17 protein-coding genes and 1 tRNA gene are annotated in these 16125 nt (G+C 67.6%); 8 read left to right on the top strand and 10 right to left on the bottom strand.

The annotated features are described in order from the left end of the window. From EBB59_RS07325 to EBB59_RS07310, 4 genes are all read right to left on the bottom strand, one after another. Positions 1-276 carry a hypothetical protein gene (locus EBB59_RS07325; RefSeq protein ID WP_122101493.1) on the bottom strand — a complete coding sequence of 92 codons (276 nt, stop codon included), beginning with the start codon at positions 274-276 and terminating at the stop codon, positions 1-3. Continuing rightward, positions 276-1676 (bottom strand): PhoH family protein, encoded by a 1401-nt coding sequence (locus EBB59_RS07320; RefSeq protein ID WP_122101492.1) that lies wholly within the window; start codon positions 1674-1676, stop codon positions 276-278. The genes EBB59_RS07325 and EBB59_RS07320 overlap by 1 nt, the downstream gene beginning before the upstream one ends. Before the next feature lie 88 nt (positions 1677-1764). Then, complete coding sequence (locus EBB59_RS07315) at positions 1765-2247, bottom strand: peroxiredoxin (RefSeq protein ID WP_122101491.1); 483 nt, start codon at positions 2245-2247, stop codon at positions 1765-1767. A gap of 2 nt (positions 2248-2249) precedes the next feature. Then, complete coding sequence (locus EBB59_RS07310) at positions 2250-2810, bottom strand: glycine cleavage system transcriptional repressor (protein WP_122101535.1); 561 nt, start codon at positions 2808-2810, stop codon at positions 2250-2252. A 119-nt stretch (positions 2811-2929) separates the two neighbouring features. On the opposite strand from EBB59_RS07310, the gene dapA reads away from it, so the two are divergent. Then, a complete protein-coding gene (gene dapA, locus EBB59_RS07305) occupies positions 2930-3877 on the top strand; it encodes a 4-hydroxy-tetrahydrodipicolinate synthase (RefSeq protein ID WP_122101534.1) in 948 nt (315 codons plus the stop codon). A gap of 22 nt (positions 3878-3899) precedes the next feature. Next, a complete protein-coding gene (locus EBB59_RS07300) occupies positions 3900-4421 on the top strand; it encodes a hypothetical protein (RefSeq protein ID WP_122101490.1) in 522 nt (173 codons plus the stop codon). 76 nt (positions 4422-4497) lie between these two features. Here EBB59_RS07300 and EBB59_RS07295 read toward each other — a convergent pair whose 3' ends face one another. The 5 genes from EBB59_RS07295 to EBB59_RS07275 all read right to left on the bottom strand — a co-directional run bounded on the left by EBB59_RS07295 (position 4498) and on the right by EBB59_RS07275 (position 9336). Then, positions 4498-6816 (bottom strand): TonB-dependent hemoglobin/transferrin/lactoferrin family receptor, encoded by a 2319-nt coding sequence (locus EBB59_RS07295; RefSeq protein WP_245979138.1) that lies wholly within the window; start codon positions 6814-6816, stop codon positions 4498-4500. A 153-nt stretch (positions 6817-6969) separates the two neighbouring features. Beyond that, positions 6970-7821: an EF-hand domain-containing protein gene (locus tag EBB59_RS07290; protein ID WP_122101489.1), complete on the bottom strand. Its 852-nt coding sequence runs from the start codon at positions 7819-7821 to the stop codon at positions 6970-6972. A gap of 14 nt (positions 7822-7835) precedes the next feature. After that, a complete protein-coding gene (locus tag EBB59_RS07285; RefSeq protein ID WP_158601743.1) occupies positions 7836-8627 on the bottom strand; it encodes a DUF4198 domain-containing protein in 792 nt (263 codons plus the stop codon). A gap of 287 nt (positions 8628-8914) precedes the next feature. Then, the gene (fdxA, locus tag EBB59_RS07280) at positions 8915-9238 is read right to left on the bottom strand and encodes a ferredoxin FdxA (RefSeq protein WP_122101487.1); all 324 of its coding nucleotides are present in this window, start codon (positions 9236-9238) and stop codon (positions 8915-8917) included. A 22-nt stretch (positions 9239-9260) separates the two neighbouring features. Further along, a tRNA-Glu gene (locus EBB59_RS07275) sits at positions 9261-9336 on the bottom strand. Positions 9337-9345: 9 nt separating this feature from the next. Between EBB59_RS07275 and pcnB the strand changes: the two genes are divergently transcribed. From pcnB to pgi, 6 genes are all read left to right on the top strand, one after another. Further along, complete coding sequence (gene pcnB, locus EBB59_RS07270) at positions 9346-10755, top strand: polynucleotide adenylyltransferase PcnB (protein WP_425451812.1); 1410 nt, start codon at positions 9346-9348, stop codon at positions 10753-10755. Next, positions 10752-11255: a 2-amino-4-hydroxy-6-hydroxymethyldihydropteridine diphosphokinase gene (folK, locus tag EBB59_RS07265; protein WP_122101485.1), complete on the top strand. Its 504-nt coding sequence runs from the start codon at positions 10752-10754 to the stop codon at positions 11253-11255. Before pcnB ends, folK begins: the two co-directional genes overlap by 4 nt. A 30-nt stretch (positions 11256-11285) precedes the next feature. Further along, on the top strand, positions 11286-12098 hold the full coding sequence (panB, locus tag EBB59_RS07260) for a 3-methyl-2-oxobutanoate hydroxymethyltransferase (protein WP_122101484.1): 813 nt from the start codon (positions 11286-11288) through the stop codon (positions 12096-12098). A gap of 10 nt (positions 12099-12108) precedes the next feature. Continuing rightward, positions 12109-12993: a pantoate--beta-alanine ligase gene (gene panC / locus EBB59_RS07255; protein WP_122101483.1), complete on the top strand. Its 885-nt coding sequence runs from the start codon at positions 12109-12111 to the stop codon at positions 12991-12993. A 77-nt stretch (positions 12994-13070) separates the two neighbouring features. Beyond that, positions 13071-13451: an aspartate 1-decarboxylase gene (gene panD / locus EBB59_RS07250; protein WP_122101482.1), complete on the top strand. Its 381-nt coding sequence runs from the start codon at positions 13071-13073 to the stop codon at positions 13449-13451. Between the two features lie 2 nt (positions 13452-13453). After that, a complete protein-coding gene (gene pgi, locus EBB59_RS07245; RefSeq protein ID WP_122101481.1) occupies positions 13454-15034 on the top strand; it encodes a glucose-6-phosphate isomerase in 1581 nt (526 codons plus the stop codon). A gap of 12 nt (positions 15035-15046) precedes the next feature. Here the strand turns inward: pgi and queG are convergent, their stop codons facing one another. Beyond that, positions 15047-16111: a tRNA epoxyqueuosine(34) reductase QueG gene (queG, locus tag EBB59_RS07240; RefSeq protein ID WP_122101480.1), complete on the bottom strand. Its 1065-nt coding sequence runs from the start codon at positions 16109-16111 to the stop codon at positions 15047-15049. Between the last annotated feature and the right edge of the window lie 14 nt (positions 16112-16125).

The raw sequence follows: 16125 nt of genomic DNA, 5'->3' as shown, positions 1-16125 counted from the left end.
TCATCCCATCCACTTCATCGCCAGCGAGGCCAGCACCATCGCCATGCCGCCGTAGGTGCCGATCTGCGCATGCCGCCGTCGCGTCGGCAGGTTGGCCTCGGTCAGTGGCGCGAAGGCGCGGTTCCAGGTGCCGAAGGCCATCAGGCCGAAGCCAAGTGCGCCGAGCGCGGCGTGGAGGGGGTGTCCGCCAGTGAAGAATTCGGCGCCGCGGATCACGGCGAAGAGGATGAAAAGCCCGAGGAATGCTTTATCGGCGGTGGTGGCGCGCGCGGCCATCACAGCACTTCCGAAGCGTGATCGGCCAGCCGCGAGCGTTCGCCGCGACGCAGGGTGACGTGCGCCGAATGCGCCCAACCCTTGAAGCGGTCGACCACGTAGGTGAGGCCCGAAGTGGTTTCGGTGAGATACGGCGTATCGATCTGCTCGACGTTGCCCAGGCAGACGATTTTGGTACCGGGGCCGGCGCGCGTCACCAGCGTCTTCATCTGCTTGGGCGTCAGGTTCTGCGCTTCGTCGAGGATCACGTAACGGGAAAGGAAGGTGCGCCCGCGCATGAAGTTCATCGAGCGGATCTTGATGCGGCTGGCCATGAGGTCGTTGGTCGCCGCCCGTTCCCAACTGGCCGCGCCCTTGTTGGTATTGGGCATCAGTACTTCCAGGTTGTCGGTCAGCGCGCCCATCCACGGGGTCATCTTCTCTTCCTCGGTGCCGGGCAGGAAGCCGATATCCTCGCCCACGCTCACCGTGGCGCGGGTCATGATGATCTCGCGGTAGCGCTGCGCGTCCATGGTCTGGGCGAGGCCGGCGGCCAGCGTCAGCAGGGTCTTGCCGGTGCCGGCGGTGCCGAGCAGGGTGACGAAATCGATCTCCGGGTCCATCAGCGCGTTGAGCGCGAAGTTCTGTTCGCGGTTCTTCGCGGTGATGCCCCAGACCGCGTGTTGCTGGCCGCGGTAGTCGTCGACGATCTGCAATACCGCCTTGTCGCCGTCGACCGAGACCACGCGGAACTCGCTTTGCTCGTCGCCGGGCAGGTAGAGAAACTGGTTGGGATGCCAGTCGTTGCCGGCTTCCGCCTTCACCTCGTAATAGGTGCGGCCCTTGTCGGTCCACGACTTCAGCTCCTTGCCCGAGCGCTGCCAGAAATCCTCCGGCAGGGCCAGCGCGCCGGTGTAGAGCAGGCTGAAATCGTCCAGCGCGCGGTCGTTCTCGTAGTCCTCGCTGGCGATGCCGGCGATCGCCGCCTTGATCCGCAGGTTGATGTCCTTGGAGACCAACACCACCTCGTGCGCGCTGTTCGCTTTCAGCGCCAGGATCGCGGCCAGGATGTGGTTGTCAGGCATCGCCGCGCCCAGCGCCTCGCCGCCGCCGAAGCCGGCGGTCTGGAAGCGCAGTACGCCGCGCGCGGCTTCACTGCGCAGTTGCAGGCCGCCGGGCGGGCGCAGGGTCAGGCCGGTGGCGATCTTGTCGGTGCCCTCGTCTTCGATCAGTTCGTTGATGAAGCGGCTGACCTGGCGCGCGTTGCGGGCGGCCTCGCTGGCGCCTTTCTTGCCGTTGTCCAGTTCCTCGATCACCTGCATCGGCAGGAAGATGTCGTGTTCCTCGAATTTGAACAGGGCGGTCGGGTCGTGCATCAGCACGTTGGTGTCGAGCACGTACAGGCGCTTGCCGTGGGTCATGCGGCGGTTTTCCTTTCGAGGGTGGAAACGAAAACGCCGCCCGCCGGCGGGGCCGGGTGGCGGCGTTGGCGGCGCGCGGTCGCGGGGATCACTTCGATTGGGCCGCCTTCAACGCCGCGAGCACCGCCTCGGCATGGCCCGGCACCTTGACCGGCTGCCAGCTCTGGGCGATGCGGCTTTGCGGATCGATGAGAAACGTGCTGCGGACGATGCCTTCGTATTCGCGGCCGTAGTTTTTCTTCATCTGGATCACGCCGAAGGCGCGGCAGAGTGTTTCCTCGCGGTCGCTGACCAGGTCGAAGCCGAAGCCCTGCTTGGTCGCGAAGTTGGCATGGGTACGCACGGAATCCTTCGATACGCCCAGCACCCTGGCATCGAGTTTCTCGAACGCTGGCAGCAGGGCGTTGAAGTCGCGGCCCTCGGTGGTGCAGCCCGGCGTGTTGTCCTTCGGATAGAAATACAGCACCAGCCAATGGCCGGCGTGGTCGGCCAACGTAGTGGTTTCACCGCTGCCGAGCGCGAGTGGCAGTTGCAGCGTGGATCGATCGATGGGCTTGGTTTGCTGGGTCATGGTCAGAACTTCATCGGGTCCATGATGGCGTCGAGGTTGAGGTGGTCGCAGAAATCGAGGAAGTCGTCGCGCAGCGCGGCGATGTGCATGTCCGCCGGCACGCCGATGGTCACTTGGGCGGTGAACATCTCGGCGCCGGTTTGCATCGCCTTGTAGCGCGAACTGTGCAGGGTCTCGACGGTGATGCCCTGCTGGTTGAAGAACTCGGCCAACTGGTAGAGGATGCCGGCCTTGTCGGCCGCCACCACCTCGACGATGTAGGGGATCAGGTTGGATTGCAGCGGCTTTGGCCCGGTGCGGTAATGGACGATGCGGAAGGATTCGTCCCGCGCGAGCCGCTCCAGCGCGGATTCGAGCTTGGCCACGGCGTCCCAGGGGCCGGAGGCCAGCGCCGCGACCGAGACGTCGCGGCCGACGGTGGTGAGACGGGCATCGACCAGGTTGCAGCCCGAATCGGCGATGCGGCGGGTGATGGCGAGCAGCGGCGACTGCGGGTGGGTGCTGTAGGCGCTGATGAAGAGGTGGTTTTCGTTCTGCGCGGGGCGCGGGGATTGATCGTTCAAGACAGCTTCCAAGGCCGGTGGGCCTGAACAGAGGCCGGCGGAAGGCCGGCGCCTCGGTGCAGGATACTTGCCGGTGATTTCAGCCCGCAAGTAACATGCGGGGGCATTTCGTTGGCGCCATGCGCGCCGTTTCCCATTCGCAGGCTCCGATCTTGGCTGATTCCGCACCGCGCATCACCGGCAGCATCACCGCGCTCGCCACGCCGTTCGACGCCCGGGGCGAGGTCGATTTCGATGCCTGGTCGCGGCTGGTCGACACCCAGCTCGACGGCGGCACCGAGGCGCTGGTGGTGGCCGGTTCCACCGGCGAGGCCGCCGCGCTCGACGATGCCGAATACGAAGAACTGCTGCGGCGAGCCGTGGCGCGGGTGGGCGGGCGCGTGCCGGTACTGGCCGGCACCGGGCTGTCTAACACCGCCAAGACCATCGCCCTGACCCGCCGCGCCGCCGCGCTTGGCGCCGATGCCGCGTTGGTGGTGACGCCGCCCTACGTGCGCCCGACCCAGGCCGGACTGCTCGCCCATTATCTCGCGGTCGCCGACCAGGGCGGCCTGCCGGTGCTGCTCTACAACGTCCCCGGCCGCACCGGCAGCGACATGCGGCCGGAGACCGTGGCGCGACTGGCCGGCCATGCGGCCATCATCGGCATCAAGGAAGCGGTCGCCGCGCCCGAGCGGATGGCGGCTTTGTTGCGGCTCAAGGGGCCGGGCTTCGCGGTGCTGTCCGGCGACGATCCCACCGCCTGTCGCGCCCTGCTGTCCGGCGCCGATGGCGTGATCTCGGTGGCCTCCAACGTGCTGCCCGCGTCCTTTCGCCGGCTTTGCGATCTCGCCCGCGCCGGCGAGGCCGAGGCGGCCACTGCCCACGATGCCACCCTGCGCCCCCTGTACGACTTCATGAGCTGCGAGCCGAACCCGATCCCGGTGAAGGCGTTGCTGCGCCGCTTCGGCATCGGCGAAGGATTGCGCCTGCCGTTGACCCCGCTTTCGGAGGCCAATGCCGGCCGGCTGGAACCGGCGGCGGCGGCTATCCTTGCCCTCGAACACGAATGCCGCCGCGCGGCCTGACGAATCCCACCTGGAGAATCCCATGCGTATCGCTTCCCCCGGCCGCGCCGCCATCCTTGCCAGTCTCGCCGTCGTCGTGGTGCTCACCACCGGGTGCAGCCGGTTCCGCAAGGACAACGAAGCCTACAAGTTGAGTGGCGAAGCCCGCCCGCTGGAATTGCCGCCGGAAATGGATCGTCCCGACACCAGCGGTGCGATGGCGCTGCCCGGGCAGGCGGGGGGCGTGATGGCCTCGCAGGCGGCACCGCGCGCCGCCGCCGCGGTGCCGGCCGGTTCCAGTTTCAACGTTGCCGGCGATCGCGATGCCGTCTACAACCGCCTCGGCGAGGCGTTGGGCGCCGTTCCCGGCCTGGCCATCACCAGCCGCGCCCAACTGCTCGGCAGCTACGACGTGGCCTATCAGGGCGTCAATTTCCTGGTGCGTGCGACCCAGAGCGGCGAGGGCGTCCAGGTGTCGGCGGTCGACCCGCGCGGCCTGCCGGAAACCGGCGATGCCGCCACCGCGTTGATGGGCCAACTCAAGACCGCGCTCGGCGGTCGCTGATCCCGCTTTTAGGCAGGTCAATCGATGGCAAGTGGAACGGACGCCTCGGCGTCCGTTCCGTTTTCCGGCGTTTGTTTCAGAACGTGTAGGCCACGCTCAGCCGTGCATTGCGGCCGGGTTGGGTCAGGCGGCCAAAGCCTTCGTCGGTGGCGTAGCCGTACAGGGCGAAGTTACCGCGGCCGACCATGCGGATGCGCGGCCAGGTGGCGTATTCGCGGTCGAACAGGTTGTAGACGCCGGCATTGATCCGCCACTGCGGGCTGGGCTGGAAACTGGCGATCAGGTCCACCACCGTCCATGCCGGGCTTACGAAGCGCTCCATCGCTTTGCCGGTGAATGGGTCGGTGCGCACGGTGGTGTCGCGGCGTTTCTTGGCCAATGCATGGGTCAGGTGGCCGCCGATGCTCCAACGCGCGTCGGCGCTGTTCCAGCGCAGGCCGATGACCCCGCGCGCCGGGTTGATGCTGTCCAGTGGCGTGCCGTTGCGCTGTTCGCCGCGGGTCTGCGACCAGGCCATGCGCAGCGACCACGATGTGCCGAACCGCACCTGGCTATCCAGTTCGTAGCCCTTGACCGTGACTTGGCCGAAATTCTCGGGCCGGTAATAGCGGTTGCCGTCGGTGACGCGGCAGCCGCGGAAATCGCAGATTTGGTATTGAGTGCCGGCATTGCGCACCGTTTCCACGGCTTCGATGAAATCGCTGTAACGGTCGCGGAATACCGACACGCCCCAGCGCGCCATCTCGCCTTGCCAGCGCCAGCCCAGTTCAAGATTCAGGCTGGTTTCGGCTTTCAGGTCGGGGTTGGGGGCATTGGTCCAGTAGCGCACGGTTTCGCCGGTGGCGACCACGGTGGCGTTGCTGTAGCTGATCGGCGAATACATGTTGGCGACGGTCGGGGCGCGGAAACCGCTGCCGGCCTGTAGCCACAGCGTCTGGTTTCCGGTGATGCGCCAATCCAGCCCGGTCTGCCAACTGGGGGCGGCGAAGCGCACCGGCACCATCGCGCCCAACGGGTCGGTGAAGGTGGGCGAGGTCTTCGGCGTGTAATCGTAGCGGTCGTAGCGGGCGCCGAGCGTCAGGCCGAAGCGGCCATCGGCGAGGCGCATGCGGTCGCGCAGATAGAGATTCCACGAACCCACGGTGGTTTCCGGCACCTGCGAGGGGTCGATCTCGACACTCGCCACGCCGCCGTCGGCCCGCCAGCGGGTGTCGATCGAGCTGAAATCCACTTTGCGCCGCTGCCAGGCCAGGCCATAGCCGATCCGGTGGCGGACGTCGCCGTCGATGGCCTTGTCGAAATCGAAGGCGATGCGGTTTTGCCGCTGGCGGCTGGCGCGGTTTTCGCTGCGCCAGCAAGGCGCCGTGCCGCCGGGGCAGCCGCGCCCGGCCAGGATGCGGGTCAGGCCGGTGCTTTCGGTCTTTTGCCAGTCGGCTTGCGCTTCCAGCGTGTCGAACAGCGCATGGCCGGCCCGCCAGTGCCAGCGCAGGCCGTAGCGGTCGCGCTGGTTGCGGTCGTCGCCCCAGCGTTGCAGATAGCCGGGGGGCGAGACCCGGCTCAGGTTTTCGACCCGGGCTTCACCAAGACTGCGTTCGGCGACGATGCCGACGCGGTGCGCTTCGCTCAGCACGAAATCCAGCTTGCCCAGCCAGTTGCGGCTGTCACGGTCGACGGGGTCGGGGATGCGCCGGGAACTGCCGGTTTCGGCACGCGTATCGGCGTACCAGCCACGGGTTTCCTGTCCATTGCGGCGGGTGTGGACCAGCATGGATTCGACGATGCCGCCGCGGTTGGCGAAGCTTGCCGTGCCCATCTTCTCGCGGCTGGCGCTGGCATAGCCGAGTTTGAGGCCGAGGTGGGTGTCGTTGCCTTTGGCCGCCAGGTAGTCGCGCGGGTCCTTGCTGACGAAGGCCACGCCGCCGCCGAGTGCGCCACTGCCTAGGCCGATGCCGTCCGCGCCTTTGACGATCTCCACCCGCTTCAGTGTGTCGATGTCGGGGCCGCCGCGACCGGCGCGGAAGAACTCGTAATCGCGCGCGGTTTCCAGCGATTCGGCCAGATCCAGCCCGTCGATGCTCATCGATACCCGGTCGCTTTCCAGGCCGCGGATGTTGAAGCCATTCTCGCCGAAGCGGCCCATGTCGACGATCTCCACGCCGGGGATATAGCGGATCACGTCTTCGAGCCGGTTGGCTATTTCCTCCGCCAGGCGCTTGTCGTCCACCCGCTCGACGTTCTGGTTGGCTGAACGCTTTTTGAGGCGTTGCCCATGCACGGTCACGCGGTCGAGCGAGGCGGCGGCTTCGGCGCCGCTTCCCTCGGCGGCATGGGTTGCCGGCGACAGGGCCAGGAGGATGGAAAGCGCCAGCACGCGGCGCGTGGGTTGAATCTGCATGGAAACTCCACAGGTCGGTTGGTCGATTTCCGGCTGCGGTCGGGCAGAGGGCCGTGCGTGGCGGGACTGGCGGGGATGCGTGGCGCGAGGCCGCGCGAAACAAAGAGACGGAACGCCACACCTCCCTGTGTGGCGCTCCGTCCGGGACACGGGCTAGTTGGCGCCAGTGCGCGGCTTGGGCGGGTGGGTGGCGTCGGTGGCGTCCACCCGGCCGTCGCCATTGCGGTCGTTGCCGTCGAACAGGCGCTGGCCGGAGGCCATGTATTCACCCCAGTCGACACGATCGTCGCGATTCTTGTCGAGCACGCCGAAGCGCACCCGGGTCTGGCGGATGGCGCGCACGTTCAGATCGTGGCGGGCGCGCTCGATGCGCTCGCCGTACTCGGTGGCGTATTCGTCGAAGCCGATGCGGCCATCGCGGTTGACGTCGGTGCGTTCGAATTGTTCGGCGCGCGCGGTGTCGAATTCCTCGCGCGCTAGGTGGCTATCGCTGTTGCGGTCGTACAGCGCCATCAGGCCGTTGCGGCTGTGGGTGGTCGGCAAGTCCAGCAGGCGCCGCCGGCCATCCGCCGCTGGCAGTGCGGTGGGCAGCTTGTCCGCGGCGTAGGCGGCGTAAATGCGCGCGCCGGAGGCGTCGTAGCGCTCGCGTGTGACGTGGCTGCCGCCGCCGGCCAGCGCGCTGAAGCGGGTACGGGTCATACCGTCGATGGCGGCCAGTTCCGGCTTCAGCATTTCATCGAGGCGGGCATCGAATTCGGTGACGTATTCGGGCAGGCTGATCGCGCCGTCGCGGTCGAGGTCGGTGGCCTCGAAGCGCTGGCGGCGGAACCGTTCGAACTCGGCCCGGTCGATCGCGCCGTCGCCATCCAGGTCGTGCGCCTGGATGAAGTGGCGGACGTTTTCGCCGTGGCCGCTGAACGAGGCGCGCGGGCCGCTGGCCGGTTTGTCGGCGGCATGGGCCACCACGGCCGGCAGCAGCAGCGACAGGGCGAGGGTGAGTTTCATGGCGGCTCCGGGCGTCACTGTGCCAGCGTGCGGAAGGTGAGGGTGTAGGAATGGCTGTATTCCGCCGCGCCGACCGAGGCCGGGGCGGGCGTGCGGTGGCGCACCAGCGCCAGCCACCGCGTGGGGTGTTCCGATTTGAAGACCGCGCGGCCGTCGGCATCGGTGGAGAGCGTGACAATCCGTGGCGTGTTGCCGCTGTCGGATACCGCCTCGGTGATCTCGATTTTTTTCCCGGCCAGCGGTTGTCCGTCGAACAGCACGCGGAAGGCGAAATCCTCGCCCACGTAGAGATCGTTGGGATGGTCGATGGCGACGATCTCCAGCCCCTTGCCGCGCGGCGCCAGGGCGGCGCGGTTGGGCGCACCGACACTGAGGTAGGTTTCGGCGATGGTCAACGATTGGAAGTCGGAAACCAGCTTGGCGCCGGCGGGAATCTTCACGGCCGGGTCGCGGCTGGATTGGCGTTTCCCGTCCACTTCCCAGGTGCGGAAGCGGGCGCCGTGACGCGGGCCGGTACTGAAGCGCCATGTCCCCGGTGCCTGGCCGATGCGGTGCTCGGCCAGCGTGCGCGCTTTCCAGACTTCGATGCGATCCGGCGCGTGATGCCGGCCATCGGGACCGGTGACGACGAATTCGCTGTTGTCGAACGCCACTTCCGGCACGAAGAAGGTTTCGGCGAACGCCGCTTCCATCGATACCAGGCCGCCCCGAGCGGCGACGTCGCCAGTGGCGTGGAGATAAGGCGTATGCGCCCGGACAGGCAGTACGGCCAGCGCGAACAGCAGGCCGAAGGTGGCGGCTTTCATCGGTGGATCCCGGTCAGAGACGTCCATCAGGACGGGTTGTCTGCTGGCGACCGGCTGGACCGATTGGCTGGCGGGGGGCGATTTTACGTTGTCCCGGCACTCTCACGCAACAAGAATCGTTCTCGTTGATGCGCGGGCGGTTGCCGGAAAACGGCGGGGACGGTCATGCTCCGGAGCGCTTTCGAGGCGCGGCAAGGGTGGCCGGTGGCGGAGATAATGTCGCGGATGGAATATCCATGCGGGAACGGACGCCAAGGCGTCCGTCCGTCATCGTTGCGGGGCGCGCTTCAGCGTTCGAGGAAGGGCAGCTTGTTCGGCTTGCCGTCCCATTCCTGGGCGTCCGGCAGCGGGTCCTTGCGGGTGGTGATGATCGGCCACTCGGCGGTCAACTCGGCGTTGAGCGCGATGAAATGCTCCTGGCCGGCCGGCACGTCATCCTCGGGGAATATCGCGTTGGCCGGGCATTCGGGTTCACACAGGGTGCAATCGATGCATTCGACCGGATCGATCACCAGGAAGTTCGGCCCTTCGTGGAAACAGTCCACCGGGCAGACCTCCACGCAATCGGTGTACTTGCACTTGATGCAGTTGTCGGTGACGACGAAGGGCATGGCCTGGTTTCGGGGAAAAAAGTGGCGCTCCCTACGGGACTCGAACCCGTGTTTCAGCCTTGAGAGGGCCGCGTCCTGGACCGCTAGACGAAGGGAGCATTGGTCGCATGAATGCGAGGCGGGATAGTATAGGGCGGTTTATCCGATTTGACACGTATCCGGGCCGAATGTCCGAACAATCCAATCCCCCTTTCGCCGCGCCGGTGTTGCAACACATCCCGCGCGATGCCCACAACGTCTCGCGCAAGGACATCAGTTCCGGCGCGCTGCGCGTTCTCTACCGTTTGCGCGAGGCCGGCTTCCAGGCTCACCTGGTCGGCGGCGCCGTGCGCGACCTGCTCATCGGTGTCATCCCCAAGGATTTCGACATCGCCACCGATGCCACGCCGGAGGAGGTCAAGGCCCTGTTCCGCAATTGCCGGCTGATCGGCCGGCGCTTCCGGCTCGCGCACGTGGTGTTCGGCCGCGAGATCATCGAGGTGGCGACCTTCCGCGCCGCCGGCAACGATGACAGCGGCGATCGTCAGATCGATGACGACGGCCGCGTGCTGTGCGACAACATCTACGGCGGTATCGAGGAAGATGCGCTGCGGCGCGATTTCACCGCCAACGCCCTGTATTACGCCATCGAGGATTTCTCGGTGCGCGATTACTGCGGCGGTTTCGAGGACGTGCAGGCGCGCGTCCTCCGGCTCATCGGCGATCCCGAAGCGCGCTATCGCGAGGACCCGGTACGCATGCTGCGCGCGGTGCGGTTGGCGGCCAAGCTCGGCTTCACGATCGAGCCGGCCACCGCCGCGCCGATTCCGCGCCTCTCACCCTTGCTGGCCGAAGCCGCGCCGGCGCGGTTGTTCGAAGAGTGCCTGAAACTCTTCCTGTCCGGCCATGCCGTCGCCAGTTTCGAGGGCCTGGAGCGCAACGGCTTGCTGCCGGTGCTGCTGCCGGAAACCGCCGCGGCGTTGAAATGCAATCGTAGCGGTGCGTTGCGGCGGATGCTGGTGGCCGGGCTTGCCAACACCGACGCGCGGGTGGCTGGCGAGGAGCCGGTATCGCCGGCTTTCCTGTTCGCGCTGCTGTTGTGGCCGGCTTATGCGCACGCGCTGATGAAGCTGCAAAACAAGGGCATGCATACCGCCGAGGCGCAGCGCCGCGGCGCCGACCAAGTGACCTTGCACCAGACGCGGATCGTCGCGCTTCCGCGCCGGTTCTCGATTCCGATGCAGGAAATCTGGCTGCTGCAACCGCGTTTCGCCCAACACAAGCGCGTCGAGCGACTGCTGGCGCATCCGCGCTTTCGCGCCGCTTTCGATTTCCTCCAGTTCCGCCAGTTCGCCTCGGACGAGCACGCCGCCGATGTCGCCTTCTGGCGTGGCGAGCAGTCGATGCTCCCGGAACTGCGCGTCGCCTGCGATCCAGACGGGGAAACCCCGGATGAGATCGCCGCCGAGGAGGCGGCGCAGGCGGCCGATGCGCCGCGTCGTCGCCGCCGCCGGCGTCCGCGCAAGCCGGTGGAATGAACGCGCCGGTCACGGCCTTCGTCGGCCTGGGCGGCAATATCGGCGATGTCGAGGCCACCCTGCGCGCCGCGTTCGGAGCGTTGGGCGCGTTGCCGGAGACGCGCCTCGTGGCGGCGTCCTCGCTCTATCGCAGCGTGCCGGTGGGCGGCGTCGCGCAGGCCGATTTCGTCAATGCGGCGGCCAAGCTCGAAACCACGCTGACCGCGCCGGCGCTGCTGCGGGCGCTGCTCGCCGTCGAAAGCGCGCATGGCCGTGATCGCGCGCGTGAACGGCGCTGGGGGCCGCGCACGCTCGACCTTGACCTGCTGATGTACGGCGACGCGGTCATCGAGGCCGATGGGCTCGACGTGCCGCATCCGCGCATGGCCGAGCGTGCCTTCGTGCTGCTGCCGCTGGCGGATATCGCCGCCGAGGCGCGGATTCCCGGCCTCGGCCCGGTGTGCGAGGCGCTGGCGGCGCTCGGCCCGGCTGACCGTCTTGGCGTCGCTCCGATCCGCTAACCTGTAGCGCCCCGCCGCACTGGAGCCGCGATGAATTCGCCCGTGAAACCCGTCACCGTGCCGGAACTGGCCGCGCTGCGCGCAGCCGGCCGCAAGCTGACGATGCTGACCTGTTACGACGCCGGGTTCGCCCGTGCACTCGATGGCAACGGCATCGATCTGATCCTAATCGGCGATTCGCTGGGCATGGTGGTACAAGGCGCCCATTCGACCCTGGCGGTGACGGTGGACGACATCGCCTATCACACCCGCTGCGTGGCCGCCGCGACGCGCCGCGCGCTGATCGTCGCCGACCTGCCGTTCCAGGCGGACGCCACGCCCGAGCGCGCGCTCGAAGCCGCCACCAAGTTCCTTCAAGCCGGCGCCGGCATGGTCAAGCTGGAGGGGGCCGGTCACAAGCTGGAGACGATCCGCTTCCTGGTCGAGCGTGAGATTCCGGTATGCGCGCACCTGGGCCTGACCCCGCAATCGGTGCTGCGCTTCGGCGGCTTCAAGGTGCAGGGGCGCGGCGACGCGGCGGCGGAAAAGCTGCGCGCCGAGGCATTGGCCGTGGCCGAGGCCGGCGCCGCGCTGCTGGTGCTGGAAGCGGTGCCGTCGATGCTGGCGGGCGAGATCACCGCCGCTTCGCCCATTCCCACCATCGGCATCGGCGCCGGTCCCGATACCGACGGACAGGTGCTGGTGTTGCACGACATGCTTGGCCTCGACAGCGGCCATCGCCGCCCGCGCTTCGTGCGCGATTTCCTGGCTGGGGGTGGTTCGGTCGCCGGTGCCGTGCGCGCCTATGTCGACGCCGTGAAGAGCGGCGCCTTCCCCACCGCAGAGCATAGCTACGAGGCTTGATTCCACTTCCATGATCACCGCCACTTCACTCGATTCGCTGCGCGCGCAGGTACGCGGCTGGAAACAGGCCGGCCAGCGCATCGCTCTGGTCCCCACGATGGGCAACCTGCATGCCGGGCATTACTCGCTGATCGCGCTTGCCAGGCGTCACGCCGACCGGGTGGTGGCCAGTGTGTTCGTCAATCCGACCCAGTTCGGCCCGAACGAGGATTTCGACCGCTACCCGCGCACGCCCGAAGCCGACGCCGCCGGTCTGGATGACGCCGGCGGCGACCTGCTGTGGCTGCCGAAGGTGGACACGATGTATCCGCTGGGCGTCGGCAACGCGGTCACGGTCGGCGTGCCGGGCATCGCCGGGGTGCTGGATGGCGCGCATCGCCCCGGGCATTTCGACGGCGTGGCGACGGTGGTGGCGCGGCTGTTCAACCAAGTGCTGCCGGATGTCGCCATCTTCGGCCGCAAGGATTACCAGCAACTGGCGGTGATCCGGCATCTGGTGCGCGACTTGGCGTTTCCGGTGGAGATCGTCGGGGCCGAGATCAAGCGCGAGAACGACGGCCTGGCGATGAGTTCGCGCAATCAGTACCTGTCGCCCGCCGAACGCGAGACCGCGCCGGTCATCCACCGCACCCTGTCGGCGATGCGCGATGCGTTGCGGGCCGGCCTGGCGCGCGAAGAGGTGGAGGCCAACGCCGCGCGCGCATTGGCGTTGGCCGGCTTCGCGCCGGATTACGCCGTGATCCGCACGCCGGAATTCCGCGCGCCCGCCGATGGCGAGCCGGGGCCGAGGGTGGCCTTGATCGCCGCCCGGCTGGGCGCGACGCGGTTGATCGACAATCTGGAATTCCAGCTCGAACCCCACGCCGAGGTCGGTGCCGGGGGCATTGGCGGCTGAACGTCGCGCCCACGATGTTGCGGCGCGCAAACCGCGCCCCTACACTGCGCGCAGTTTCACCGGCCCGGAGCCGTACCATGTTGTTGACCCTGTTGAAAGCCAAGATCCACCGGGCCTCGGTGACGCACGCGGAACTGCATTACGAAGGTTCCTGCGCCATCGACAGCCGATTGCTGGAAATTTCCGGTATCCGTGAGAACGAGCGCGTCGAAATCTACAACATCAACAATGGCGAGCGTTTCGCCACCTATGCCATTCGCGCCGAAGCCGGCAGCGGCATCATCTCGGTCAACGGCGCCGCCGCGCACAAGGCCGAGCCGGGCGATCTGGTCATCATTTGTGCCTACGGCCAGTGCGACGAGGCCGAGGCGGCGACGTTCAAGCCAACGCTGGTCTATGTGGATCGCGAGAACCGTCTGACCCATACCAACGAGTCGATCCCGGCACAGGCGGTCTGACCATGCCGATACGCTTGAGGGAACAAGCGGCACGGCTGGAGAAGTGTTCCCTGCGGGAAATGGTGGCGGCCGACCCGGCGCGCGCGCGCGATTTCGCGCTGCGGGTCGGGCCGCTGTACGCCAACTTCGCGCGCCAGTCCTACGATCGCGAGGCGCTGGCGGCGTTATTCGCGCTCGCTCGCGAGGTTCGCCTGCCGGCGGCGATGAGACGCCTGGCCGATGGCGCGAGCGTCAACGGCACCGAAGGCCGTGCCGCCCTGCATACCGCGTTGCGCGACGCCTTGCCGAGCGCGGTGATCGAACGCATGGCCGCGCAGTACCCCGATCCCGCCGCGACGGCCGCGTGCGCTGTCTTGCGCGATGGGCTGTCCGCCACCGGCGAAGCGCGAGCCGCGCGCGCGGCGGCGGCCGAGGCGCGCGCGCGCATGGCCGGGATGATCGGCGCATTGTTCGAATCGGAGGTTGTCGATATCGTCAGCATCGGCATCGGCGGCTCCGACCTGGGTCCGCGAATGTTGGTCGATGCGTTGGCGCAACCCGGCGCGCGCTTCCGGGTGCATTTTCTTTCCAACGTGGATGGCGCCGCGGCGCAGCGCGTGCTGGACGGTCTCGATCCGCGGCGCACGGCGGCGATCCTGGTCTCCAAGAGCTTCGGTACCCGCGAGACCTTGCTCAATGGCCGCATCGTCGCCGACTGGCTGGGGGACGACGGCCGCCTGTATGCGGTCAGCGCGAACGGCGAACGCGCGGCCGCCTTCGGTATTCCACCCGAACGCACCTTGCCGATGTGGGATTGGGTCGGCGGCCGCTATTCGCTGTGGTCGGCGGTCGGGTTCCCGGTTGCGCTGGCGATCGGTCTGGAGCGCTTCGAGGCGTTGCTGGCCGGCGCGGCATTGATGGATGCGCATGCGTTGCGGGCCGCGCCCGAGACCAATCTGGCGTATTGGCACGCGCTGAGCGCGATATGGAACCGCAATGCGCTGCGCGCGGCCAGCCAGGCCGTGCTGCCTTACGAAGAGCGCCTGCGCCTCTTACCGGCCTATCTACAGCAACTGGTGATGGAAAGCCTGGGCAAGCGCACGCGGCTGGATGGCGGCGAGGTCGAGGTCGATACCGTGCCGGTGTGGTGGGGGGGCGTGGGCAGCGACTGCCAGCACAGCTACTTCCAGGCGCTGCACCAGGGCACGCAAAAGGTGCCGGTGGATTTCATCGGCGTGCTCCGCCCCGACCACGATCACCCGGCGAATCATGTGGCGTTGCTGTCCAACTTGCTGGCGCAGGGCGAGGCGTTGGCCAATGGGGAGGAGGGGGCGGATCCGCACCGCCATCACCCCGGCAACCGGCCCAGCACCTTGCTGTTGCTCGACGCGCTGACGCCAACCGCGCTCGGCATGCTGCTCGCCTTGTACGAGCACAGCGTCTATCTGCAATCGGTGATCTGGGGCATCAACGCCTTCGACCAGTTCGGCGTCGAGTTGGGCAAGCAGTTGGCCGACCGGTTGTTGCCGGCGCTGGCTGGCGAGGCCGAGGCCGATGACACCGTCACCCGTGCGCTGCTTGCGGAGATCGCCGCGCGGCGTTGAGTGGCGTGGTTCTCAATCGGCGATGCCGTGGCGGGCCAAGGCCCAGGCCACGTGTTCGCGCACGAGTTCCGATGGGTGATCGCGGCGTGAGCGCAGCGACACGGCGACCTCCGGTGTGCGCGGCGCGTTGCCCAGCGCGAGCGCGATGTTGCGCAGCCAGCGTTCGTGACCGCTGCGGCGGATCGCCGAGCCTTCGGTGCGGCGCAGGAATTCGTCCTCGCTCCAGGCGAACAGCTCCACCAGCGTGGCCCGATCCAGCCCATTGCGGACACGGAAATCCGGTTCGTCGGCGCGCTTGGCGAACTTGTTCCACGGACAGATCAACTGGCAATCGTCGCAGCCGAAGATGCGATTGCCGATTGCCGCGCGGAACTCCTCCGGGATCGCGCCCGCGTGCTCGATGGTGAGATAGCTGATGCAACGTCGCGCATCCAGCCGGTAGGGCGCGATGATGGCCCGGGTCGGGCAGATGTCGATGCAACGCGTGCAAGTGCCGCAATGATGGGTGGCGGGCGCCGAAGCCGGCAGGTCGAAATCGACGTACAGCTCGCCGAGAAAAAACCACGAGCCGCCATCCTTGTCGATCAGGCAGGTGTGCTTGCCGATCCAGCCGAGGCCGGCGTTGCGTGCCAGCGCGCGTTCCAGCACCGGCGCGGAATCGACGAACACCCGGTGCCCGAACGGTCCGATGACCTCGGCGATGCGCGCGGCCAGCTTCTGCAACCGGTTGCGCATCAGCTTGTGGTAATCGCGGCCCAGCGCGTAGCGGGCGACGTAGGCGCGTTCGCCGTCTTCGAGCGTGGCCCAGGCTTCTTCGTGCTCGCGGCCGTAGTCGAGCCCGACCGATATCACCGACAGCGTGCCGGGAATCAGTTCGTCCGGACGCGAGCGCTTGTCGCCGTGCGCGGCCATCCACTGCATGGTGCCGTGCAGCCCTTCGGCGAGCCAGGAGCGCAGATGCGATTCGTCCTCGCCCAGCGCCACGCCACTGATGCCGAAACGGGTGAAGCCGAGGCTTGCCGCTTCCTCGCGGATGCGGGTGGTGAGAAGGGCGATGTCGGCGCGTGGGGCGGGCATCGGCGAAGTATAGA

Origin of the sequence: Solilutibacter pythonis (assembly GCF_003697345.1) — a bacterium.
Classification (GTDB): Bacteria; Pseudomonadota; Gammaproteobacteria; order Xanthomonadales; family Xanthomonadaceae; genus Solilutibacter; species Solilutibacter pythonis.
Note: the sequence above shows the minus strand (reverse complement) of the source record. Positions and strands in the feature narration are given on the sequence as shown.